The 20586-nt window shown below is 70.5% G+C and carries 15 protein-coding genes; 8 read left to right on the top strand and 7 right to left on the bottom strand.

What is annotated here, in order from left to right; genetic code table 11:
• Nucleotides 1-34: 34 nt before the first annotated feature.
• The gene (locus BIU95_RS05760; protein ID WP_017886093.1) at nt 35-259 is read right to left on the bottom strand and encodes a hypothetical protein; all 225 of its coding nucleotides are present in this window, start codon (nt 257-259) and stop codon (nt 35-37) included.
• A 167-nt stretch (nt 260-426) separates the two neighbouring features.
• Between BIU95_RS05760 and BIU95_RS05755 the strand changes: the two genes are divergently transcribed.
• The gene (locus tag BIU95_RS05755; RefSeq protein WP_071244557.1) at nt 427-2553 is read left to right on the top strand and encodes a type IIA DNA topoisomerase subunit B; all 2127 of its coding nucleotides are present in this window, start codon (nt 427-429) and stop codon (nt 2551-2553) included.
• 172 nt (nt 2554-2725) lie between these two features.
• On the opposite strand, the gene BIU95_RS05750 is transcribed toward BIU95_RS05755, so the two are convergent.
• Complete coding sequence (locus BIU95_RS05750) at nt 2726-5212, bottom strand: DNA topoisomerase (ATP-hydrolyzing) subunit A (protein ID WP_071250860.1); 2487 nt, start codon at nt 5210-5212, stop codon at nt 2726-2728.
• Between the two features lie 43 nt (nt 5213-5255).
• Here BIU95_RS05750 and BIU95_RS05745 point away from each other — a divergent pair, with 43 nt between their 5' ends.
• The gene (locus BIU95_RS05745) at nt 5256-6422 is read left to right on the top strand and encodes an alkaline phosphatase family protein (RefSeq protein ID WP_071250858.1); all 1167 of its coding nucleotides are present in this window, start codon (nt 5256-5258) and stop codon (nt 6420-6422) included.
• A 31-nt stretch (nt 6423-6453) separates the two neighbouring features.
• On the opposite strand, the gene sepH is transcribed toward BIU95_RS05745, so the two are convergent.
• Nucleotides 6454-7482, bottom strand: a complete 1029-nt coding sequence (sepH, locus tag BIU95_RS05740; protein WP_159556382.1) for a septation protein SepH — start codon at nt 7480-7482, stop codon at nt 6454-6456.
• Nucleotides 7483-7779: 297 nt separating this feature from the next.
• On the opposite strand from sepH, the gene BIU95_RS05735 reads away from it, so the two are divergent.
• Nucleotides 7780-8079 (top strand): DUF4193 domain-containing protein, encoded by a 300-nt coding sequence (locus BIU95_RS05735; RefSeq protein WP_017886098.1) that lies wholly within the window; start codon nt 7780-7782, stop codon nt 8077-8079.
• Between the two features lie 129 nt (nt 8080-8208).
• Here BIU95_RS05735 and BIU95_RS05730 read toward each other — a convergent pair whose 3' ends face one another.
• The gene (locus BIU95_RS05730; protein WP_042537043.1) at nt 8209-8640 is read right to left on the bottom strand and encodes a DUF3093 domain-containing protein; all 432 of its coding nucleotides are present in this window, start codon (nt 8638-8640) and stop codon (nt 8209-8211) included.
• A 63-nt stretch (nt 8641-8703) separates the two neighbouring features.
• Here BIU95_RS05730 and dut point away from each other — a divergent pair, with 63 nt between their 5' ends.
• From dut to dxs, 5 genes are all read left to right on the top strand, one after another.
• Nucleotides 8704-9195: a dUTP diphosphatase gene (gene dut / locus BIU95_RS05725; protein WP_017886100.1), complete on the top strand. Its 492-nt coding sequence runs from the start codon at nt 8704-8706 to the stop codon at nt 9193-9195.
• Nucleotides 9192-9914, top strand: a complete 723-nt coding sequence (locus tag BIU95_RS05720; RefSeq protein ID WP_017886101.1) for a DUF3710 domain-containing protein — start codon at nt 9192-9194, stop codon at nt 9912-9914. The genes dut and BIU95_RS05720 overlap by 4 nt, the downstream gene beginning before the upstream one ends.
• 32 nt (nt 9915-9946) lie before the next feature.
• Nucleotides 9947-10726 (top strand): DUF3159 domain-containing protein, encoded by a 780-nt coding sequence (locus BIU95_RS05715; RefSeq protein ID WP_017886102.1) that lies wholly within the window; start codon nt 9947-9949, stop codon nt 10724-10726.
• Between the two features lie 128 nt (nt 10727-10854).
• On the top strand, nt 10855-13692 hold the full coding sequence (locus tag BIU95_RS05710) for an aconitate hydratase (protein WP_071250856.1): 2838 nt from the start codon (nt 10855-10857) through the stop codon (nt 13690-13692).
• Nucleotides 13693-13801: 109 nt separating this feature from the next.
• Nucleotides 13802-15739 (top strand): 1-deoxy-D-xylulose-5-phosphate synthase, encoded by a 1938-nt coding sequence (gene dxs / locus BIU95_RS05705; protein WP_071250854.1) that lies wholly within the window; start codon nt 13802-13804, stop codon nt 15737-15739.
• A gap of 118 nt (nt 15740-15857) precedes the next feature.
• Here the strand turns inward: dxs and BIU95_RS05700 are convergent, their stop codons facing one another.
• The 3 genes from BIU95_RS05700 to BIU95_RS05690 all read right to left on the bottom strand — a co-directional run bounded on the left by BIU95_RS05700 (nt 15858) and on the right by BIU95_RS05690 (nt 20529).
• Nucleotides 15858-17996, bottom strand: a complete 2139-nt coding sequence (locus BIU95_RS05700) for a 3-hydroxyacyl-CoA dehydrogenase NAD-binding domain-containing protein (RefSeq protein ID WP_031259260.1) — start codon at nt 17994-17996, stop codon at nt 15858-15860.
• A 2-nt stretch (nt 17997-17998) separates the two neighbouring features.
• On the bottom strand, nt 17999-19219 hold the full coding sequence (locus BIU95_RS05695; protein ID WP_081612195.1) for a thiolase family protein: 1221 nt from the start codon (nt 19217-19219) through the stop codon (nt 17999-18001).
• A 128-nt stretch (nt 19220-19347) separates the two neighbouring features.
• Entirely contained in the window at nt 19348-20529 is a 1182-nt protein-coding gene (locus tag BIU95_RS05690; RefSeq protein WP_071250883.1) for an HRDC domain-containing protein, read from the bottom strand.
• Between the last annotated feature and the right edge of the window lie 57 nt (nt 20530-20586).

Raw genomic sequence — 20586 nt, 5'->3', positions numbered from 1 at the left:
GGCACCGCGCCTCCTGTCTGCGTGTCGGTCGCGACTACTTCGACTCGTAGAGTCGGCTGCTCTCGTCGTGCCACTCGATGGCGGTCGCCGCGAGCTTGTCCTTGAACTCGGCGCCGTGGTGGGCGCAGAAGTAGAGCTCGCCGCTCGACATGGTGGCTCGGATGTAGGCCTGCGCCCCGCAGCTGTCGCAACGGTCGGCGGCGGTCAGCTGGTGGTTGCTGACTTCGTCGATGGAGGGGTCCTGCACGGTCTGGGTCATTGCTGTGCTCCTCACGGATCGCAGGTGGTGCCGGGTGGTTGCACCATTTCAACACGTGATGCCTGAGAGCGACGCATTGTCGGGCCCTGTTTCGCTCAGCGCGGATCGCTTGGCCCCAGTGCGAGTGTCCACACGGTGCTGTCGGCGCCGCTCGGTAAACTCCGACGGTGAGCTCCGACTACTCCGCACGCCATCTCTCCGTCCTCGAAGGGCTCGAGGCGGTCCGGAAGCGGCCGGGCATGTACATCGGGTCGACGGACTCCCGCGGCCTCATGCACTGCCTGTGGGAGATCATCGACAACTCGGTCGACGAAGCCCTGGCGGGACACGGTGACGAGATCGGCGTCGTGCTGCACGCCGACGGCTCCGTCGAGGTCCGCGACACCGCCCGCGGCATCCCCGTCGACGTCGAACCGAAGACCGGCCTGACCGGGGTCGAGGTCGTGTTCACCAAGCTGCACGCCGGTGGCAAGTTCGGCTCCGGGTCGTACGCGGCCTCGGGTGGGCTGCACGGCGTCGGGGCCTCGGTCGTGAACGCCCTGTCGGAGCGTCTCGACGTCGAGGTCGACCGTGGCGGCAAGACCTACGCCATGTCGTTCCACCGTGGTGAGCCCGGCATCTTCGACGACAGCAAGGGCATCGGCCCGGACGCCCCGTTCGCGCCCTTCACGTCGGGCAGTGAACTGCGTGTGGTGGGCAAGGTCAAGAAGGGTGTCACCGGTTCCCGGATCCGGTACTGGGCGGACCGCCAGATCTTCACCGCCGACGCCCGGTTCAGCACCGACGACCTGGTCACCCGTGCACGCCAGACGGCGTTCCTCGTGCCCGGGCTCGGCATCACCATCACCGACGAGCGCGCGGCGTCGATCGACGCCGCTGCCGCCCGTGCCGAGGCGACGGGCACCACCGTGGCTGCCGGCCCGGTGGTCGAGCGGTTCCGGTACGAGGGCGGGATCGGCGAGTTCGTCGAGCACCTCGCCGTCGACAGCCCCCTGACCGACGTCTGGCGTGTGCAGGGCACCGGGACCTTCACCGAGACCGTGCCGATGCTCGACGACAAGGGCCACATGGTCTCCACCTCGGTCGAGCGCGAGTGCGAGGTCGACCTGGCACTCCGCTGGGGCAGTGGCTACGAGACCGTGTTCCGCAGCTTCGTCAACATCATCGCGACGCCGAAGGGCGGCACCCACCAGGCCGGGTTCGAGTCCGGTGTCGTGAAGGCCGTCCGCGCCCAGGTCGAGGCGAACGCCCGCAAGCTCAAGGTCGGGCAGGACAAGCTCGACAAGGACGACGTCCTCGCCGGCATGACCGCCGTGCTGACCGTGCGGTTGCCCGAGCCGCAGTTCGAGGGGCAGACGAAGGAGATCCTCGGCACCCCGGCGGTCCGCAAGATCGTCGACCAGGTGGTGTCGAAGCGCATCACCGAGATCCTGACCTCGACGCAGCGCACCGAGAAGGCGCAGTCGGCCGCCCTGCTCGAGAAGGTCGTGTCGGAGATGAAGACCCGCATCTCGGCGCGGGCACACAAGGAGACCCAGCGGCGCAAGAACGCGCTCGAGAACTCCTCGCTGCCGACGAAGCTCGCCGACTGCCGCTCGCAGGAGACCGAGGGCACCGAGCTCTTCATCGTCGAGGGCGACTCGGCCCTGGGCACCGCGAAGCTCGCGCGCAACAGCGAGTACCAGGCGCTGCTGCCGATCCGCGGCAAGATCCTCAACGTGCAGAAGGCGTCCGTGTCGGACATGCTCTCGAACGTCGAGTGCGCGTCGATCATCCAGGTCATCGGTGCCGGTTCGGGTCGGACGTTCGACATCGACCAGGCCCGCTACGGCAAGATCATCATCATGTCCGACGCCGACGTCGACGGCGCCCACATCCGCACACTGCTGCTGACGCTGTTCTTCCGGTACATGCGGCCGATGATCGAGCAGGGCCGGGTCTTCGCCGCCGTGCCGCCGCTGCACCGGGTCGTCGTGGTGAACCGCGGCAAGCCGAACGACACGCTGTACACGTACTCCGAACAGGAGCTGCAGACGGTGTTGAAGAAGCTCGAGAAGACGGGCAAGAAGTACCAGGAGCCGATCCAGCGGTACAAGGGCCTCGGCGAGATGGACGCGGACCAGCTGGCGGAGACCACGATGGACCGTGCGCACCGCACCCTGCGCCGGGTGAACGTGACCCACGCCGAGGGCGCTGCGAAGGTGTTCGAGCTCCTGATGGGCAACGACGTGGCGCCGCGCAAGGAGTTCATCCTGGCCGGCGAGGGCCTCGACCGCGACCGCATCGACGCGTAGCGGCGCGGCGGCAGCCCGAGTCTCGGTGCCGCCAGAGCGACACCGTGCCGCCTCCGTGCGCGGTCCGTGCCGCCGAAGCGACAGTGTCCCGCGAACCGTTCGCGGGACACTGTCGCTCTCGCGAGCGAGCGAGCGAACGCGCGCAGCGGACGGCCGGCCGGCCGGCGCCCGCCTACGCCTCGCCGGCGGTGCCGTCGAGCGTCGCGGCGCTGCCGCCGATCGAGCCGATGACGGCCTCGAGCGGTGCACCCGACCCGTCACGCTTCGACAGCCAGTCGGGCAGGGTGCGGGCGGCGCCGTCGGTGCCGACAGCGTGCGGCGGCGCGATGCCCGCCCAGCCGACGGTGAGCCCGTCCTCGCCCTTCAGGAACGCGTGCGCCCGGACACCCTGGGTCGCGCGGCCCTTCGCCGGGAACTCCGACAGCGCGGAGACCTTGGCTCGGCCGGCGTCGGTGCCTGGCAGCGCTGTCGAGGTGGTGGACACCGTGGCGACCACGGCGTCGTCGGAGCGTGCGACGGACCCGAACCAGATCACGGCGGCGCCGTCGGCCAGGGCCATGCCGGCCACTCCACCGGCGGGCAGCCCCTGCGCACGGACGACGGACGCCGGGAACCGCAGCAGCTGCGCGTTCGAGCTGATGAACACCAGGTCGTCGGACTCCGGGGCCTGGGCGGCACCGACCACCGCGTCTCCGGGCTTCAGGCCGATGGCGGCGAACTCGGGCTTGTCCGGCCAGGCGCCGGGGACGACGCGTTTCACGACGCCGTGCGCGGTACCGATTGCCAGCGAGTCCGACGATGCCCCACCGAGGTCGACGAGCGCGACGACCGTCTCGCCCTTGGTGAGCGCCAAGAAGTCGGTGACCCGGACGCCGGCGTCGAGCCGGACCGCTGCGGGCGGCACGGCGGGGACGTCGACGGGGGAGAGCCGCAGGACCCGCCCGGTGGAGGTCAGGGCGCCGAGCTGCCCGCGGACTGTGCTCACCACGGCGGAGCGGACGGCGTCGTGCTTCGAGCGCTTCGGCACGCGGACGATGCCGAGTTCCGACGTCGGGATGTCGACGCGGATGAGCCGCCCGGTGGTCGAGAGCAGCACGCGGCAGGGGGAGTCGGCGATCTGCAGGGACTCCGGGTCGACCGCGGCCTTCCGACCGCCCTTGACCGGGGCGTCCGCCTCGGTGAGCAGGGTGCGGCGCGGGGTCGCGAACTTGTCGGAGACCTCGGTCAGCTCGAGGGCGACCTGCGCGCGGAGGCGCTCGTCGGACGCCAGCAGTTCTTCGAGGGCGGCGATGTCGGCGAGCAGCTGGTCACGCTCGGCCTCGAGCTCCATCCGCGAGAACTTCGTCAGGCGACGCAGGCGCAGCTCGAGGATGTACTCGGCCTGCACCTCGGACAGGTCGAAGACGTCGCGCAGGCGGTTGCGCGCCGCCTCGGAGTCGTCGGACGTGCGGATGACCTGGATGACCTCGTCGATGTCGAGGATCGCGATGAGCAGGCCCTCGACCAGGTGCAGCCGTTCCTTGCGACGTGCCAGGCGGTACTGCGACCGGCGGGTGACGACGTCGAGCCGGTGCCGCACGTAGACGTCGAGGAGCTCGCGCAGCCCGAGGGTGCGCGGTGACCCGCCGACCAGGGCGACGTTGTTGATGCCGAAGCCGTCCTCGAGCGGGGTGTGCTTGTAGAGCTGCTCGAGCACGGCGGTGGGGTTGAAGCCGCTCTTGATGCCGATGACGAGCCGGAGCCCGTGGTTGCGGTCGGTCAGGTCGTTGACGTCCGAGATGCCGACGAGCTTCTTGGACTGGACGCCGTCCTTGATCTTCTCGATGACGCGCTCGGGGCCGACCAGGTAGGGCAGCTCGGTGACGACGAGGCCGACCTTGCGCGGGGTGAGGTTCTCGACGCTCACCTTGGCTCGGGTGCGGAACGAACCGCGGCCGGTGGCGTAGGCGTCGCGGACCCCGGAGAGCCCGACGATGGTGCCGCCGGACGGCAGGTCAGGCCCGGGCACGAACTCCATGAGCTCTTCGAGGGTGGCCTGCGGGTTCATGAGCAGGTGCTTCGCGGCCTCGACGACCTCGCCCAGGTTGTGCGGTGCCATGTTCGTCGCCATGCCCACCGCGATGCCGGAGGCACCGTTGACGAGCAGGTTCGGGAACGCCGCCGGCAGCACGCCGGGCTGCATGATCTGGTTGTCGTAGTTCGGGACGAAGTCGACGACGTCCTCGCCCAGGCCCTCGGTCATCGCCATCGACGGTTCGGCGAGCCGTGCCTCGGTGTAGCGGGCCGCAGCGGGTCCGTCGTCGAGTGAGCCGAAGTTGCCGTGGCCGTCGACGAGCGGCACGCGCATCGTGAACGGCTGGGCCATCCGGACCAGCGCGTCGTAGATCGCGCCGTCGCCGTGCGGGTGCAGCTTGCCCATCACCTCGCCCGTGACGCGGGCGCTCTTGACGTGTCCGCGGTCGGGGCGCAGCCCCATCTCGGCCATCTGGTACAGGATCCGGCGCTGCACCGGCTTCAGGCCGTCGCGGGCGTCGGGCAGTGCCCGCGAGTAGATGACGGAGTACGCGTACTCGAGGAAGGAACCCTGCATCTCCTCGGAGACGTCGACGTCCTCGATGCGCTCACCGTCGGGCAGGCCGACTACATCCGTGCGTGCCATGGCACCTTTCTGGAAGACCAGAGTCGTCTGGAAGACTCGTGGAATGGGAACAAGCGTACCGACGGCCCCCGACGGCGTCGCGAACCTCGCCGACGTCTTCCCGAGTTGCCTCGTCGCGCTCGGTGCTGCGGACGATGCGTGGTTGCGTGGCAACGGCCTGGAGGCCCGGATCACCCTCCGCCCCGCCCGCTCGGCGATCGTCGTGCTGGTCGACGGCCTCGGGTCCGCCGCGCTGTCCGCGCGCGCCGGGCACGCCCGCTGGCTGACCGGCGCGAAGGGCACCGGCACCGCGAAGAAGCTGCGGAGCGGGTTCCCGACCACGACCGCGGCCGCACTGAGCACGCTCACGACGGGCCGATCGCCCGGCACCCACGGGGTGATCGGGTACAGCGGCTGGAACCCGGACACCGGTGCCGTGATGAACCTGCTCGGAGGCTGGGACACCGAGGTGCCCGCCGACTGGCTCCTGACGCAGACGCTGTTCACCCGGGCGGCTGAGCTCGGACTCGACCCGGTCGTCGTCGGGCCGGACCGGTACCGATCGTCCGGGATGACCGCGAACGTGCTCGGCGGTGCGCGGTACGTGTCGGCGGACTCGATCGCCCAGCGGGTCGACGCCGCCCTGGCCGAGACGGACTCCGGCCGGTCGCTCGTCTACCTGTACGTGCCGGAGCTCGACTCGATCGGCCACAAGTCCGGCTGGCAGTCCGACCGGTGGACGGCCGCGCTCGAGTTGCTCGACGGGGAACTCGCCCGCCTCGATGCCCGCAGCGCCGACGACGTGGGGGTCCTGGTGACGGCGGACCACGGTGTGCTCGACGTGCCGGACCACGCGAACATCGCGATCGACCCGCTGCTGCTCACCGACGTCGTCGGTGTCGCAGGAGACCCGCGCTGCCGACAGCTCACGGTCGCACCGGGCACCGACGTCCGCGCCCTCGTCGGCGCGTTCCGGGCGCGCTACGGCAAGAAGGCGTCCGTCGCCAGCCGTGCCGAGGCGATCGAGGCCGGGTGGTTCGGGCAGGTGTCCGACGAGGTGGTGCCGCGGATCGGTGACGTGCTCGTCGTGGCGCGTGGCTCGTGGGCGTTCAACGACGACCGAGCCCTGCGCGGGGACGAGACACCGAAGCGCATGATCGGCCAGCACGGCGCGATGACCGACGAGGAGACGATCGTCCCGCTCCGGCTCGCCGGTGCCTTCGCCCACTAGGGACGTCAGCGCGGCCGCGCGGTGGTCCGGATCAGGCGGGGTCGTCGTCCGGGCGTGTGCCGAAGACGATCTCGTCCCAGCTCGGCATCGAGCGGCGGCTGCGCTTCTTGCGTTCGCCACGGCTCTCGGGCTCCGGCGCCGAGGCCGGACGGCCGTCGGTCGACTGCGGTGCGGTGTCGTTCGCGCCGCCGTCCTCGAAGCCCTGCAGCGGGATGTCGACGACGCTGATCGAGGTCCCGCGGGCGGGCTCGTCACGCTGTTCGCCGAAGGACGCGGCCTCACGCTCACCACGGCGACGGCGCAGCGCCTCGAGCAGGTCGGCGGTCTCGTTGCCGGGAGCACGCTCTTCCACGGTGGCCTGGCCGATGCGGGGCAGCGGCGCACGGAGCGGTGCGTGCTGGGACGGTTCGGGCTCGGCGGCCGGCTGCTCCGGCTCGTCGACGCGGAAGGCTCCGGAGTCGAAGCGGGTGCCGTCGTCGTCCTGCTGCTCGAACTCGACCGCACGCAGGCGCGGGGCGATGCCCTCGTCGTCGGTGTGCGACAGCCGGTGGGCGTCACCGTTGTCGGGCGCGAGGGTCGAGGTCTTCGGGTCGAAACGCCACTGGGCGTCGTGCTCGACCTCGCCCGCGGTGTAGCGGACGCGGACCTGCCAGCCGCTCTCCGGGTGCTTCCAGGAGCCCCAGGTGATCGCGGTGGCCTCGCCGGCCTCGAGCTTCGCGGTGATCGCGGGGCCGAAGGTGTCGGGGGCCTCGTCGTCGACCGGGGTGACCGGGACGCGGTGCGAGGCGTCGAGGATGAAGGCCCGCTCCGCCAGGACCGGACCCTCGAAGCGACGGACGTACTCGACGTCGACGTCGAGCGCGGCTGCCACGTCGGCGGCGTCGGCGCCACCGCGGATCCGTGCCTGGACGTCCTTGGGGGAGACCCGCTTCTGCGGACCGGCGTCGGGGTTCGCCTGGCGCACCTGACCCGCCAGCGACGACGAGACGGGCAACCGGAACTCGGTGCCGCCGTCGGTCGCCAGGAGGAGTGCGCCGGACTCGACTCCGATGACTCTCACGTCTTGCATGGTTCCGCCTTCCCAGCGTCGCGTACGGTCCTGCTGTCGTACCCCGTGAGTATGCAGGGAGGACGGACGGTTTCCGGGGAGGCGCACGGGCGTGCCGCGCACATCCGCAGGCCGATCCGAGAGCGCGCCGGAGCCCGGCAACGGGTGTCGGGAATGTCCGGTTCGGGTCACCGGTTGCACAGCCAGCACGACCCGCCGCAGCACTCGGTTTGCGCATCGGCGGGGCGTGGTGCAAACTGTCGCCGCCGATCACCCGGCGACGACCTCTCGATACGAGAATGGATGGGCATGGCCACCGATTACGACGCCCCCCGGAAGACCGACGACAACTCTGACTCAGAGTCGATCGAGGCCCTCAAGGAGCGCGTTCCCGACAAGATGTCGGGGGTCGTCGACGATGATTCCGACAACCCCGGCAGCTTCGAACTCGCCGGGCAGGACCTCAGCGACGTCGACCTCGACGTCGTGGTGCTGCCCCCGCAGGTCGATGAGTTCACCTGCGTCGAGTGCTTCCTCGTGAAGCACCGTTCCCAGCTCGACCACGAGTCGAAGCTCGGACCGGTCTGCGCGGAGTGCGCGTCGCTCTAGCGAGCACAGCCGCGTCGTCCTCGACGCAACGATCAGCGAAGGCCCCGCGTCCCGATGGGATGCGGGGCCTTCGTCGTGGGCTGCGAGGCGGGGCCGAGCCGCGCCTCCAGGGCCGTTGCCCGTGGTCCGTCAGGACCGCAGCGCCTCGACGACCTTGCCCGGGTGGCGGACGCTGACCAGCCAGTAGGGCGTCGGGTCGGCGTCGTCGCGCACCTCGACCTTGACGACCCCCCGCACGTAGCCGCGGAAGAGGGTCCAGGCGCGGGCGTCGAGTGCCGGGCCGCGCTGCTCGGTGGCCGCCGTGCCCTCGAACGCCTCGGTCGTGCCCACGAGCGTCCGGGGGAGGTGTGCCCTGCCCGCGCGGAACTCGGTGTCGGTGACCTCGATGGTGGGTGCGAGTACCCACAGGAGCACGAGGACCCCGAGCTCCATCCCGATCGCCACGAGGACGCCGGCCAGGACGCTGATGGGGAGGAAGACGAGCAGGGTGGCGGGGATCACGAGCGCCGTCGCCAGGTACAGGGCGGGCGGGGCCCAGAGTCGTTCGCGGTACAGGGTCACGGGTCCATTCGATCACGAGCGGACGAGGTCACGGAACGGTCACGGCTGCACTAGCCTCGTCACGTGACCGAACCAGTCGACGTCCTCTGGACCGGGGAGCACGCTCCCGGCCACGCCCACCCCGGCGACGCGGGTGCCGATCTCGTCTCCACCGAGGCCTTCGTGCTGCAACCGGGCGAGCGACACCTGGCCGCCACCGGACTGCGGATCGCGCTGCCCGAGGGGTACGCCGCGTTCGTGGTGCCGCGCAGCGGCCTGGCGGCGAAGCACGGCATCACGATCGTGAACAGCCCCGGCACCGTCGACTCCGGCTACCGCGGCGAGATCAAGGTCGCGCTGCTCAACACGGACCAGACGGAACCGTACGAGGTCCACGTGGGCGACCGCATCGCCCAGTTGATCGTGATGCCGGTGCCGCAGGTGACCTACACCCGGGTCGACGAGCTGCCGGACAGCGTCCGCGGACAGGGCGGGTTCGGCTCGTCGGGCTACGGTGACCGGAGCGGCGCCGTGCACGGTGCCGCCGCAGACGCTCAGGAAGGGACGCGCGCATGAAGTTCGGCCGACGCAAGCAGGACGAGGTCGAGGTGGCGGACGCCGTCGCCGACGACATCGAGGTCGCGGACACGTCCCCCGAGGTCGACATCGCGACCGATGCAGACGCGGACCACGACGAGGTCGACGCGGTCGCCCCGACGGACAAGTCCGCTCCGGACGACCGGGCCGAGAACGGCCCCCACGACGAGACCGAGGCGAACCTGGTCCGCCCCTACGTCGACCTGGGCGGGGTGAAGGTGCTCCCGCGTGAGGGCCTGCACCTGCGCCTCGAGGTCGAGGAGGGCTCGCAGCGCGTCGTCGCGGTCGGGCTCGACTACGACGACTCCACGCTGCAGGTCCAGCCGTTCGCCGCGCCCCGGTCCACCGGCCTGTGGCACGAGATCCGCGCCCAGATCGCCGAGCAGATCGAGCGCCAGGGCGGTGTCGTGACCGAGGTCGACGGCCCGTTCGGCCCCGAGCTCCGGGCGTCCGTGCCGGTCGCCGTGGATGGTGACGGCGGCACCGCCGGTTCCCGTCCGGCCCGCTTCGTCGGCGTCGACGGCCCGCGCTGGTTCCTGCGCGGCGTGATCGCCGGCAAGGCCGCCGAGCAGCCCGACGACGCCAGCGAGATCGAGGAGCTGTTCCGCAGCGTCGTCGTCGTGCGCGGCACGACGCCGATGCCGCCGCGCGACCTCATCCCGCTGCACATGCCCAAGTCGACGCAGACCGCGATCTGACGGCCCGACGAGCAACCCCGCCTGGAGGCACGGTGCCGGACCACGACGACACCCCACGACCCGAGACGGCTGGCCCCGACCCCGCTGCACCGGCAGCTGAGTCGTCGGTGGCGCCGTCGTTCTCCGCGCAGTTCCGTGACGCGGTGCAGAACGCCGGCATCGCCCGCGTCGCGCCCGGCGAGGCACCGTCCGGTCGGGCCCTGCTGGGCGCGGTCGGCGGGGTTCGTGGGCTCGCCGAGTCGGTGCTGCCCGGGTTCGCGTTCCTGGTCGTCTACGCGATCACGAAGGAGCTCGTGCCCAGCGTCGTGATCCCCGTGGTCGTCGGCCTGGTGTTCGTGGTGCTCCGGCTGGTGCAGCGGCAGTCGGTGACGATGTCGTTCGCGGGCATCCTCGGCGTCGCGGTCTCGGCCGGCCTCGCGCTCATCACCGGCCGCGCGGAGAGCAACTTCATCCCCGGCATCATCATCAACGCGGTCTGGCTCGTCGGGCTGCTGATCACGCTGGCGATCCGCTGGCCGCTCATCGGGCTCGTCGTCGGCTTCCTGCTGCCCGCGAACGAGGACGGCTCGCACGTCGACTGGCGTGCCGACCCGGTCAAGCGGCGGGTCCTGACGGTCGCCACCTGGATCTGGGTCGGCCTGTTCGCCGTCCGGCTCGCGGTGGAGGTCCCGCTCTACCTGACGGCGCAGGTCGAACTGCTCGCCGGGCTGAAGCTCATCCTCGGCGTGCCGCTGTACGCGGCGGTGCTCTGGGTGACCTGGCTGCTGGTCCGCACCGTGTTCGTCCGACGCGACGACGTCGCCGCGGTGTAGAGTTCTCTCGACATCAAGATAGTTCTCGCCGGGCGCGCACGCGTCCGCGGGATTAGGTTTGCCTTGCTGGTGGGACGGTCCACGGCCCGCGAGGATGAGGGCAAACCGATCAGTAGGGAGGCGGCACGGTGGCTGCAGTCAATAGCTTCGGCTCGAAGGACACACTGTCGGTTGGGGGTGTCGACTACGCGATCCACCGGATCGACTCGGTTCCCGGGCACGAGAAGTTGCCCTACAGCCTGAAGGTGCTGCTCGAGAACCTCCTCCGCACCGAGGACGGCAAGAACGTCACCGAGGGGCAGATCCGGGCGCTCGGCTCCTGGCGTCCCGACGCGGAACCCGACACCGAGATCCAGTTCTCGCCGGCGCGCGTCGTCATGCAGGACTTCACGGGTGTGCCGTGCATCGTCGACCTCGCCACCATGCGCGAGGCCATGGCGGACATCGGCGGCGACCCGAACAAGATCAACCCGCTGTCGCCGGCCGAGATGGTCATCGACCACTCCGTCATCGCCGACCTGTTCGGCAGCACGGACGCCCTGCAGCGCAACACCGACCTGGAGTACGAGCGGAACGGCGAGCGCTACCAGTTCCTCCGCTGGGGCCAGACCGCGTTCGAGGACTTCAAGGTCGTCCCGCCCGGCACCGGCATCGTGCACCAGGTGAACATCGAGTACCTGGCGAAGGTCACCTACACGCGTGACTTCGACGGCGAGACCTACGCGTACCCGGACACCCTGGTCGGCACCGACTCGCACACCACGATGGTGAACGGCCTCGGTGTGCTCGGCTGGGGCGTCGGCGGCATCGAGGCCGAGGCCGCGATGCTCGGCCAGCCCGTGTCGATGCTCATCCCGAAGGTCGTCGGCTTCAAGCTCTCCGGCGAGATCCCCGCCGGCGTGACCGCGACCGACGTGGTGCTCACCATCACGCAGGAGCTCCGCAAGCACGGCGTCGTCGGCAAGTTCGTCGAGTTCTACGGCGAGGGCGTCAGCGCCGTCCCGCTCGCCAACCGCGCCACCATCGGCAACATGTCGCCCGAGTTCGGTTCCACCGCGGCGATCTTCCCGGTCGACGACGTCACGCTCGACTACCTGCGCCTGACCGGTCGCGACGAGGCGCAGATCGCCCTGGTCGAGGCGTACTCCAAGGCCCAGGGCCTGTGGCACGACGCCTCGGTCGAGCCGAACTACTCCGAGTACATGGAGCTCGACCTGTCCACGGTCGTGCCCTCCATCTCGGGCCCGAAGCGTCCGCAGGACCGCATCGAGCTGTCGAAGGCCAAGGACCAGTTCGAGGTCGACCTCGCCAACTACGCGAGCATCGACCACAGCGAAGAGGACAAGGCCGTCGCCGACACGTTCCCGGCGTCCGACCCGGTGGCCGCGGCCCCCGGTGACGAGCACGCCGTGGACGACCTGCAGGACGCCCCCGGGTCCGAGGTCCCCGTGCACGCCTCGAGCGCGCCCGGCACCGTCTCGAAGCCGACCTCGGTCGCCATCGCCGACGGCGACCCGTTCACGATCGACCACGGTGCCGTGGCGATCGCCGCGATCACGTCGTGCACGAACACGTCGAACCCATCGGTCATGATGGCCGCCGGCATCCTCGCCCGGAACGCCGCGCAGAAGGGCCTCACCGCGAAGCCCTGGGTGAAGACCACCCTCGCGCCGGGGTCGAAGGTCGTCACCGACTACTACGAGAAGGCCGGTCTCACCACCTACCTCGAGCAGCTCGGCTTCTACACGGTCGGCTACGGCTGCACGACCTGCATCGGCAACTCCGGCCCCCTGCCCGAGGAGATCTCGCAGGCCGTGCAGGACAACGACCTCGCCGTCACCGCGGTGCTCTCGGGCAACCGCAACTTCGAGGGCCGCATCAACCCCGACGTGAAGATGAACTACCTGGCGTCCCCGCCGCTGGTCATCGCGTACGCCCTCGCCGGGTCGATGCACTTCGACTTCGACAAGGACGCACTGGGCACCGACCAGGACGGCAACGACGTCTACCTGACCGACATCTGGCCCGACGCGGCTGAGGTGCAGCAGGTCATCGACACCTCGATCGACACCGAGATGTTCACCCACGAGTACGGCTCCGTGTTCGAGGGCGACGACCGCTGGAAGAACCTGCCGACCCCGACGGGCGACACCTTCGAGTGGGACCAGGAGTCGACCTACGTCCGGAAGCCCCCGTACTTCGAGGGCATGACGATGCAGCCCGACGCGGTGGCGGACATCTCCGGTGCCCGCGTGCTCGCGAAGCTCGGCGACTCGGTCACGACCGACCACATCTCGCCGGCCGGTTCGATCAAGGCCGACAGCCCCGCCGGTCAGTACCTCGCCGAGCACGGCGTCGACCGCAAGGACTTCAACTCCTACGGCTCGCGTCGCGGCAACCACGAGGTCATGATCCGCGGCACGTTCGCGAACATCCGTCTGCGCAACCAGCTGCTGGACGGCGTCGAGGGCGGGTACACCCGTGACTTCACGACGCCGGACGGCGAGCAGTCGTTCATCTACGACGCCTCGGAGCACTACCAGGAGCAGGGCATCCCGCTCGTCATCTTCGGTGGCAAGGAGTACGGCTCCGGCTCGTCCCGTGACTGGGCGGCCAAGGGCACGAACCTGCTCGGTGTCCGTGCGGTCATCACCGAGAGCTTCGAGCGGATCCACCGCTCGAACCTCATCGGCATGGGTGTCGTCCCGCTGCAGTTCCCGGCGGGCGAGACGGTCGAGTCCCTCGGCCTCGACGGCACCGAGGTCGTGTCGATCTCCGGGCTGACCGAGCTGAACGAGGGCCGCACCCCAAAGACCGTGCACGTCACCGCGACGCCGAGCGAGCACTCGCCCGCCGGCAAGCAGCCGGTCGAGTTCGACGCGGTCGTCCGCATCGACACCCCCGGTGAGGCCGACTACTACCGCAACGGCGGCATCCTGCAGTACGTGCTCCGCTCGCTCGTCTGACGCGACCCAGATACTGCCTGGAGGCGCGGTGCCAGCTGGCACCGCGCCTCCAGTCTGTTCTGTCCCTACGCGCATAGAGTGGGCCGACAGCCCCACGAAAGGAGCGCTCGTGAGCCTGCTCAGCAGCATCACGTCGCCGCGCGACCTGAAGCGTCTCTCCGACGCGCAGATGACCGACCTCGCCGCCGAGATCCGACGCTTCCTGGTCGCCGAGGTCGCGAAGACCGGTGGGCACCTCGGGCCGAACCTGGGTGTCGTCGAGCTGACGCTCGCGATGCACCGCGTGTTCGACTCGCCGAACGACCCCTTCGTCTTCGACACCGGGCACCAGTCGTACGTGCACAAGCTCGTCACCGGGCGGCAGGACTTCTCCAAGCTGCGCGAACGCGGTGGCATCGCCGGCTACCCGCAGCGCAGCGAGTCCGAGCACGACATCGTCGAGTCCTCGCACGCGTCGTCGTCGTTGTCGTGGGCGGACGGCATCTCCCGCGCGTTCGGGCAGACCGGCCAGACCGACCGCACCGTCGTCGCGGTGGTGGGGGACGGCGCGCTCACCGGTGGGATGACGTGGGAGGCGCTCAACAACATCTCCGACGACAACGACCGGCGCCTGGTCATCGTCGTCAACGACAACGGCCGCTCGTACGCCCCGACCATCGGTGGCATGGCGCGGTTCCTGAGCTCCGTGCGCACCCGCCGCGAGTACCGGGCCCTGTACGAGAGCACGCAGGCCGTGGCGGCGCGGTTCGGTGCTCCGGGTCGTGCGGTGTACCGCGGCATGCGCGGGGGCCTGCACGGCTTCCTGTCGCGACTGACGAACAACGAGGCGCTGTACTCGAACCTCGACATCAAGTACATCGGCCCGGTGAACGGGCACGACCAGCAGGCGATGGAGGCTGCGCTCCGGCAGGCCAAGGAGTACGGCGCTCCCGTGATCGTGCACGTCATCACGGAGAAGGGCCACGGCTTCGAACCCGCGCTCCGCGACCAAGCCGACCAGTTCCACGCCGTCGGCCACATCGACCCGGAGACGGGCGAGTCGCTCGACGCCGCGTCGGGCCCCTCGTGGACCTCGGTGTTCGCGTCCTCCCTGGCCGAGGCCGGCGCCTCGGACCCTCGGATCGTCGCGATCACGGCGGCGATGCTCCGGCCGACCGGGCTGCACCTGTTCCAGGAGCAGCACCCCGACCGCGTGTACGACGTCGGCATCGCCGAGCAGCACGCCGTGACGACCGCCGCGGGCCTGGCGTACGGGGGACTCCACCCGGTCGTGGCGCTCTACGCGACGTTCCTGAACCGGGCGTTCGACCAGGTGCTGATGGACGTCGCCCTGCACAGGGCCGGCGTGACGTTCGTGCTCGACCGCGCCGGCATCACCGGTCCGGACGGCCCGTCGCACCACGGCATGTGGGACCTCGCACTGCTGCAGGTGGTGCCGGGGATCCGGATCGCCGCACCACGGGACGCCGCGACACTGCGTGAGGAGTTCCGCGAGGCGATCGCCGTCGACGATGCCCCTACCGTGCTGCGGTGGTCGAAGGGGCAGGTCGGGCCGGACATCCCCGCGGTCCGTCGTCTCCCCGACGGTGTGGACGTGCTGCACGCCGCCGCGGACGACGTCGAGGACGTCCTCTTCGTCGCCGTCGGGTCCATGGTGCCGGTGGCACTCGAGGCCGCGGCGCTGCTCGAGGCGCAGGGCATCGGCGTCACCGTCGTGGACCCGCGCTGGGTGGTCCCGGTCCCGGGTTCGCTCATCGAACTGTCGCGCTCACACCGGCTCGTCATCACGATCGAGGACGGCGTGCGGGTCGGCGGCGTCGGGACCCGGCTGCGGCAGGACCTGCGTGCCGCTGGGGTCGATACCGGGGTGAACGAGCTCGGGCTGCCCGACGCGTTCATCGACCACGCGACGCGGTCCCAGATCCTCGCCGACGCGGGGCTGACGGCGCAGGCCATCGCCCGCGACGTCATCGACCAGGTCGTCGGGACGAAGCTGCCGCAGGCGAAGCCCGCGCGCTCCCGCGAGTCCGCCGCGTCCGACCGCTGACCGCTCGGCCCGGGTCCGGGTCCGGTCCGGGTCCGGTCAGCAAAACACCGGTGTTCGCGCTCCACTCCGCGGTTTGCGGGTGTTCGGTGCGCGAACACCGGTGTTTTGCGTACTGGGCCTAGCGGGAAGCGGGGCCGACGATCAGGGGCTCGTGGAACGTACCGCCGAAGACACGCTCGGAGGCACCGGAGCGGTCGAGGTACGGGCTGATCCCACCGGCCTGGAACGGGTAGCCGGCGCCGAGGATGAGCCCGAGGTCGATCTCCTCGACGTGCTCGACGACCTTGTCCTCGAGCATGCGGTGCAGCTCGTCGGCCAGGGCATCCTCGAACCGGCGCTGCATCTCGGCGGCGTCGACGGGCTTCGCGTCCTTCTTGGACGGTGCGACCAGCTTCACGGCGGCGGGGTCGTACCCGGTCGCGTTGCCCTTCTTGTCGCGGGTCAGGATCGTCCCGTGCTCGGCGATCTTCTTCAGGCCGTCGCCGGGGTAGAAGCGCTCCGGCCAGGCGGCGTGGTGCGAATCGAGCACGTGCGCACCGACCGGCAGCCCGACGAGCTCGAGCAGCTCGAACGGCGACATCGGCAGGCCGAGCGGTGCGGCACCCTGGGCGACGGTGTCGAACGAGGTGCCTTCCTCGACGCCGCGCATCGCCTCGCCGAGCACCCGGGCGAGCACCCGGTTGACGACGAAGCCGGGCTGGTCCGCGGTGATGACCGCGGTCTTCTTCAGGGTCTTCGCGACGGCGAGGGCGGTGACGAGGGCCTCGTCCGAGGTCTTCGCCGCGCGCACCACCTCGAGCAGCGGCATGACCGCGACCGGGTTGAAGAAGTGGAAGCCGACGAGCCGCTCCGGGTTCGTCAGGACCGACGCCATCTCGTCGACGGAGAGCGACGACGTGTTCGTGGCGAGGATGGCGTCCGGGGCGATGACCTGCTCGATCTTCCGGAAGACCTCTTGTTTGACGGTCATCTCCTCGAAGACGGCCTCGATCACCCAGTCCGCGTCGGCGAAGTCGTCGTACGACACCGAGCCGCTGACGAGCGCGGTGATGCGGTTGGCGTCGTCGGGGGAGATCCGGCCCTTGTCGAGCAGCTTCGTGACCTCGCCGCGGATCCGCTCGACACCGGCGTCCACACGGGACTGGTCGACGTCGGTGATGACCACGGGGACCCCGAGACGGCGGGCGAAGAGCAGCGCGAACTGGGAGGCCATCAGCCCGGCGCCGAGGACACCGACCTTGGTGATCTTCTTCGGTTCGACACCTTCCGGCGCGCCGACGGGCTTCTTCGCGCGCTTCTGCACGAGGTCGAAGGCGTACATCGACGCGGCGAACTGGTCGCCGGACAGCAGGTCGGCGAGGGCGTCGTCCTCGTCGGCGAACCGTTCGTCGAGCGAGCCCGACTTGGCGGCGGCCACCAGGTCGAGTGCTCGGAACGGCGACTTCGGCACGGTGCCGATCTTCGACGCCACCTGGCCACGCGCGACCTTGACGACGGTGCCCCATGCCGCCTTCTCGAGCATGCCCGGCTCGTTCTTCCGCACCACCTTGGTCGCGCCGGTGATGACACGATCGGCCCAGGCAACGGACGAGGGCAGGAACGTGACGGACGGCACCAGGACGTCGCCGATGCCGATCTCGACCGCGGCCGGACCGTCCATCAGGCGGTTGTTCTTGAGCGGGTTCTCGACGATGACGCGGAGCGCGCGCTCCGGGCCGATCAGGCGGGGGAGCAGTGTCGCGCCACCCCAGCCGGGGATGATGCCGAGGAACACCTCGGGCAGGCCGATGCCCTGCGCGGCGGACGAGAAGGCCCGGTACGTGCAGTGCAGGGCGATCTCGAGCCCGCCCCCGAGCGCCAGGGTGTTCACGAACGCGAACGACGGCACTCCGAGGTCGGCGAACTTGCGGAGCGTGGCGTGCCCGAGGGCGGCGAGGTCGTGCGCGGCCTCGCGCGACGGGACCGCTGCGGCCTGGGACAGGTCGGCCCCCGCCGCGAAGCAGTACTCCTTGCCGGTGATCGCGACGCCCTGGATCGTGCCGGCGGCGGCCTCGGTCCGCAGGGTGTCGAGCACCCCGGACAGTTCACGGAGCGTGCGGGGTCCGAGGGTGTTCGGCCGCTTGTAGTCCTTGCCGTTGTCGAGCGTGATGAGTGCCAGCGTGCCGCCCGAGGGCATGGTTACGTGCTTCACGAACGAGTGGGTGACGACCTCGTCCTCGCTGAGTTCGGCCAGTCGGTCGTTGTCGACGATGGTCATGGTCACGCCCCCTTCCGAGCGGAACGCTCGGCCGACTTGCTGTGGTTCGGGTTCTCCCAGATGACGGTGCCGCCCTGGCCGAGCCCGATGCACATCGTGGTGATGCCGTACTTGACGTCCGGTCGCTCGGCGAACTGCGCCGCGAGCTGGTTCATGAGTCGGACACCGCTCGACGCGAGCGGGTGGCCGACGGCGATGGCGCCGCCCCACGCGTTCACGTTCGGGGAGTCCTGGGCGATGCCGTAGTTGTCGAGGAAGGCGAGCACCTGGACGGCGAACGCCTCGTTGATCTCGAACAGGCCGATGTCGTCGATCGACAGTCCGGCCTTCGACAGTGCCTTGTCGGTGGCGGGGACCGGGCCGACGCCCATGACCTCGGGCTCGACGCCGGCGAAGGCGAACGACACCATGCGCATCTTCGTCGACAGGCCGTGCTGCTTCGCACCGTCCTCGGACGCGAGCAGGCTCATGGTCGCGCCGTCGTTGAGTCCGGCTGCGTTGCCGGCGGTGACCCGTCCGTGGGGCCGGAACGGCGTCTTCAAGGCGGCCAGCGCCTCCAGGGTGGTACCCGGCCGGGGCGGCTCGTCGGTGCTGATGACGTCCCAGCCGTCGCCCTTGTTGACCTCGACCGGGATGACGTCGGGCTGCAGCTTGCCGTTCGCCCAGGCGGCGGCGTAGCGCTGCTGGGACTGGACGGCGTAGGCGTCCGTGCGGTCCTTCGTGATCGCGGGGAAGCGGTCGTGCAGGCGCTCGGCGGTGGCGCCCATGACGAGGGCGTCGCTCGACACCATGCGCTCCGCGACGAAACGCGGGTTGGGGTCGGCGTTGAAGCCCATCGGGTGGCGGCCCATGTGCTCGACCCCACCGGCGATCGCGACGTCGGCGGCACCGAAGGCGATGGCACCCGCGAGCGTCGTGACACTCGTCATGGCGCCAGCGCACATGCGGTCGATCGCGTAGCCGGGCACCGACTTCGGCAGGCCTGCGAGCATGCCGACCGTGCGCCCGAGCGTCAGGCCCTGGTCACCCTGCTGCGTGGTCGCGGCGACGGCGACGTCGTCCACCGCTGCGGTGTCGAGGGAGTCGTTCCGGTCGAGCAGTCCGCGCATCGCGTGCACCGCGAGGTCGTCGGACCGCGTCTTCCAGAACACCCCCTTCTCGCCGGCTCGTCCGAACGGTGTGCGAACGCCGTCCACGAACACGACGTCTGATGCCTTTGGCAATCCGGGCCTCCCAGATCCTCTTCGATCGGGCCGGAACGCAGGTCGCTCCGGCCTGGCCGGGCCTCGCCCGGCGACCCTGCCGACGCTATGCCCCCACCCTGGGCGGCCGCATGCCGGTTGGGCAGTTCCTACGACTCGTCGTCGTCCGTCGCCGCGGGCCGCTGTGCAGCAACGACAAAGGCCGACGCGATGATCGACGAGAGTTCCTCGACCTGCCACGGGCGCGCGTCGTGCTCGGCGAGCGCGGCTCCGACCAGTTCGGTCGACACCGGCGACGGCGGGGCCCACGACACAAGCCGGAGCGTCTCCGGCGTGAGCAGGTTCTCGAGCGGGATGTCGAGCTCCTCGGCACGCTTCGTCACCGCGGCGCGCGCGGCCTTGTACCGGCGGTCGGCCGCGGGGTTGCGGTCGGCCCAGGCGCGCGGCGGCGGGAGCGTCGCCTCGCCGGCACCACGCAGGCGGGGGAGGTCCTCGGTGGTGCGGCCCTCGTCGACGGCGACCCACCAGCGGTCGAGCTCGGAACGGCTGGCGCGGCCCGTGAAGGCCTTCAGCGCCCCCAGCTCGGCGCGCGACTCGGGTGCGGCGGCCGCAGCGGCGACGATCGCGGCGTCGGGGATGGTGCGGCCCGGGGCGATGTCCGCCAGTCGGGCGTACTCGTCACGGGCGAGCCACAGCGACCGGGCGATCGCCAGGGCGCGGGCACCACGGAGCGCGTGCATGCCCGACAACCGACGCCACGGCTCGGCGCGGGCCGGCTTCGGTGCACGGTGCAGCACCGCGTCGAACTCCTCGGCCGCGATGCGGGACTTGCCGGCCTCGTCGAGCTTCTCGGCGAGGGCGTCGCGCAGGTCGGGCAACAGCTCGACGTCGAGCGATGCGTAGACGAGCCACGACTGGGGCAGGGGACGGGTGGACCAGTCGGCGGCCGAGTGCGCCTTCGCCAGGGTGATGCCGAGCAACTGCTCGACGACGGCACCGAGGCCGACACGGGGGAACCCGGCGATGCGGGCGCCGAGTTCGGTGTCGAAGATGCGGGTCGGGACGAGGCCGACCTCCTGCAGGCACGGCAGGTCCTGCGAGGCGGCGTGGAACAGCCACTCCTCGTCGACGATGGCGTCCTGCAGGGCGGAGAAGTCGCCGATCGGGATCGGGTCGAACAGGAACGCACCGGCACCACGGCGGAACACCTGGATCAGGTACGCGCGCTGCGAGTAGCGGTAGCCGCTGGCGCGTTCGGCGTCGACCGCGACGGGGCCGTGCCCGGCGGCGATGGCGGCGACCGCGTCGAGGTACTCGTCGTGCGTGTCGATGACCTTGACGGCGTCGTGCGACGCCTCGAAGGCGGGGCCGGCAGCGGCAGCCGGAGC

Source organism: Curtobacterium sp. MCBA15_007 (assembly GCF_001864905.1).
Lineage (GTDB): Bacteria > Actinomycetota > Actinomycetes > Actinomycetales > Microbacteriaceae > Curtobacterium > Curtobacterium poinsettiae.
The sequence above is the reverse complement of the archived record's forward strand: the minus strand, read 5'-3'. Positions and strand labels throughout refer to the sequence as shown.

Coding starts and splice junctions, on each gene's coding strand:
- BIU95_RS05760 (WP_017886093.1), bottom strand. CDS start 259: ATGACCCAGACCGTGCAGGACCCCTCCATCGACGAAGTCAGCAACCAC.
- BIU95_RS05750 (WP_071250860.1), bottom strand. CDS start 5,212: ATGGCACGCACGGATGTAGTCGGCCTGCCCGACGGTGAGCGCATCGAG.
- BIU95_RS05745 (WP_071250858.1), top strand. CDS start 5,256: ATGGGAACAAGCGTACCGACGGCCCCCGACGGCGTCGCGAACCTCGCC.
- BIU95_RS05735 (WP_017886098.1), top strand. CDS start 7,780: ATGGCCACCGATTACGACGCCCCCCGGAAGACCGACGACAACTCTGAC.
- BIU95_RS05720 (WP_017886101.1), top strand. CDS start 9,192: ATGAAGTTCGGCCGACGCAAGCAGGACGAGGTCGAGGTGGCGGACGCC.
- BIU95_RS05700 (WP_031259260.1), bottom strand. CDS start 17,996: ATGACCATCGTCGACAACGACCGACTGGCCGAACTCAGCGAGGACGAG.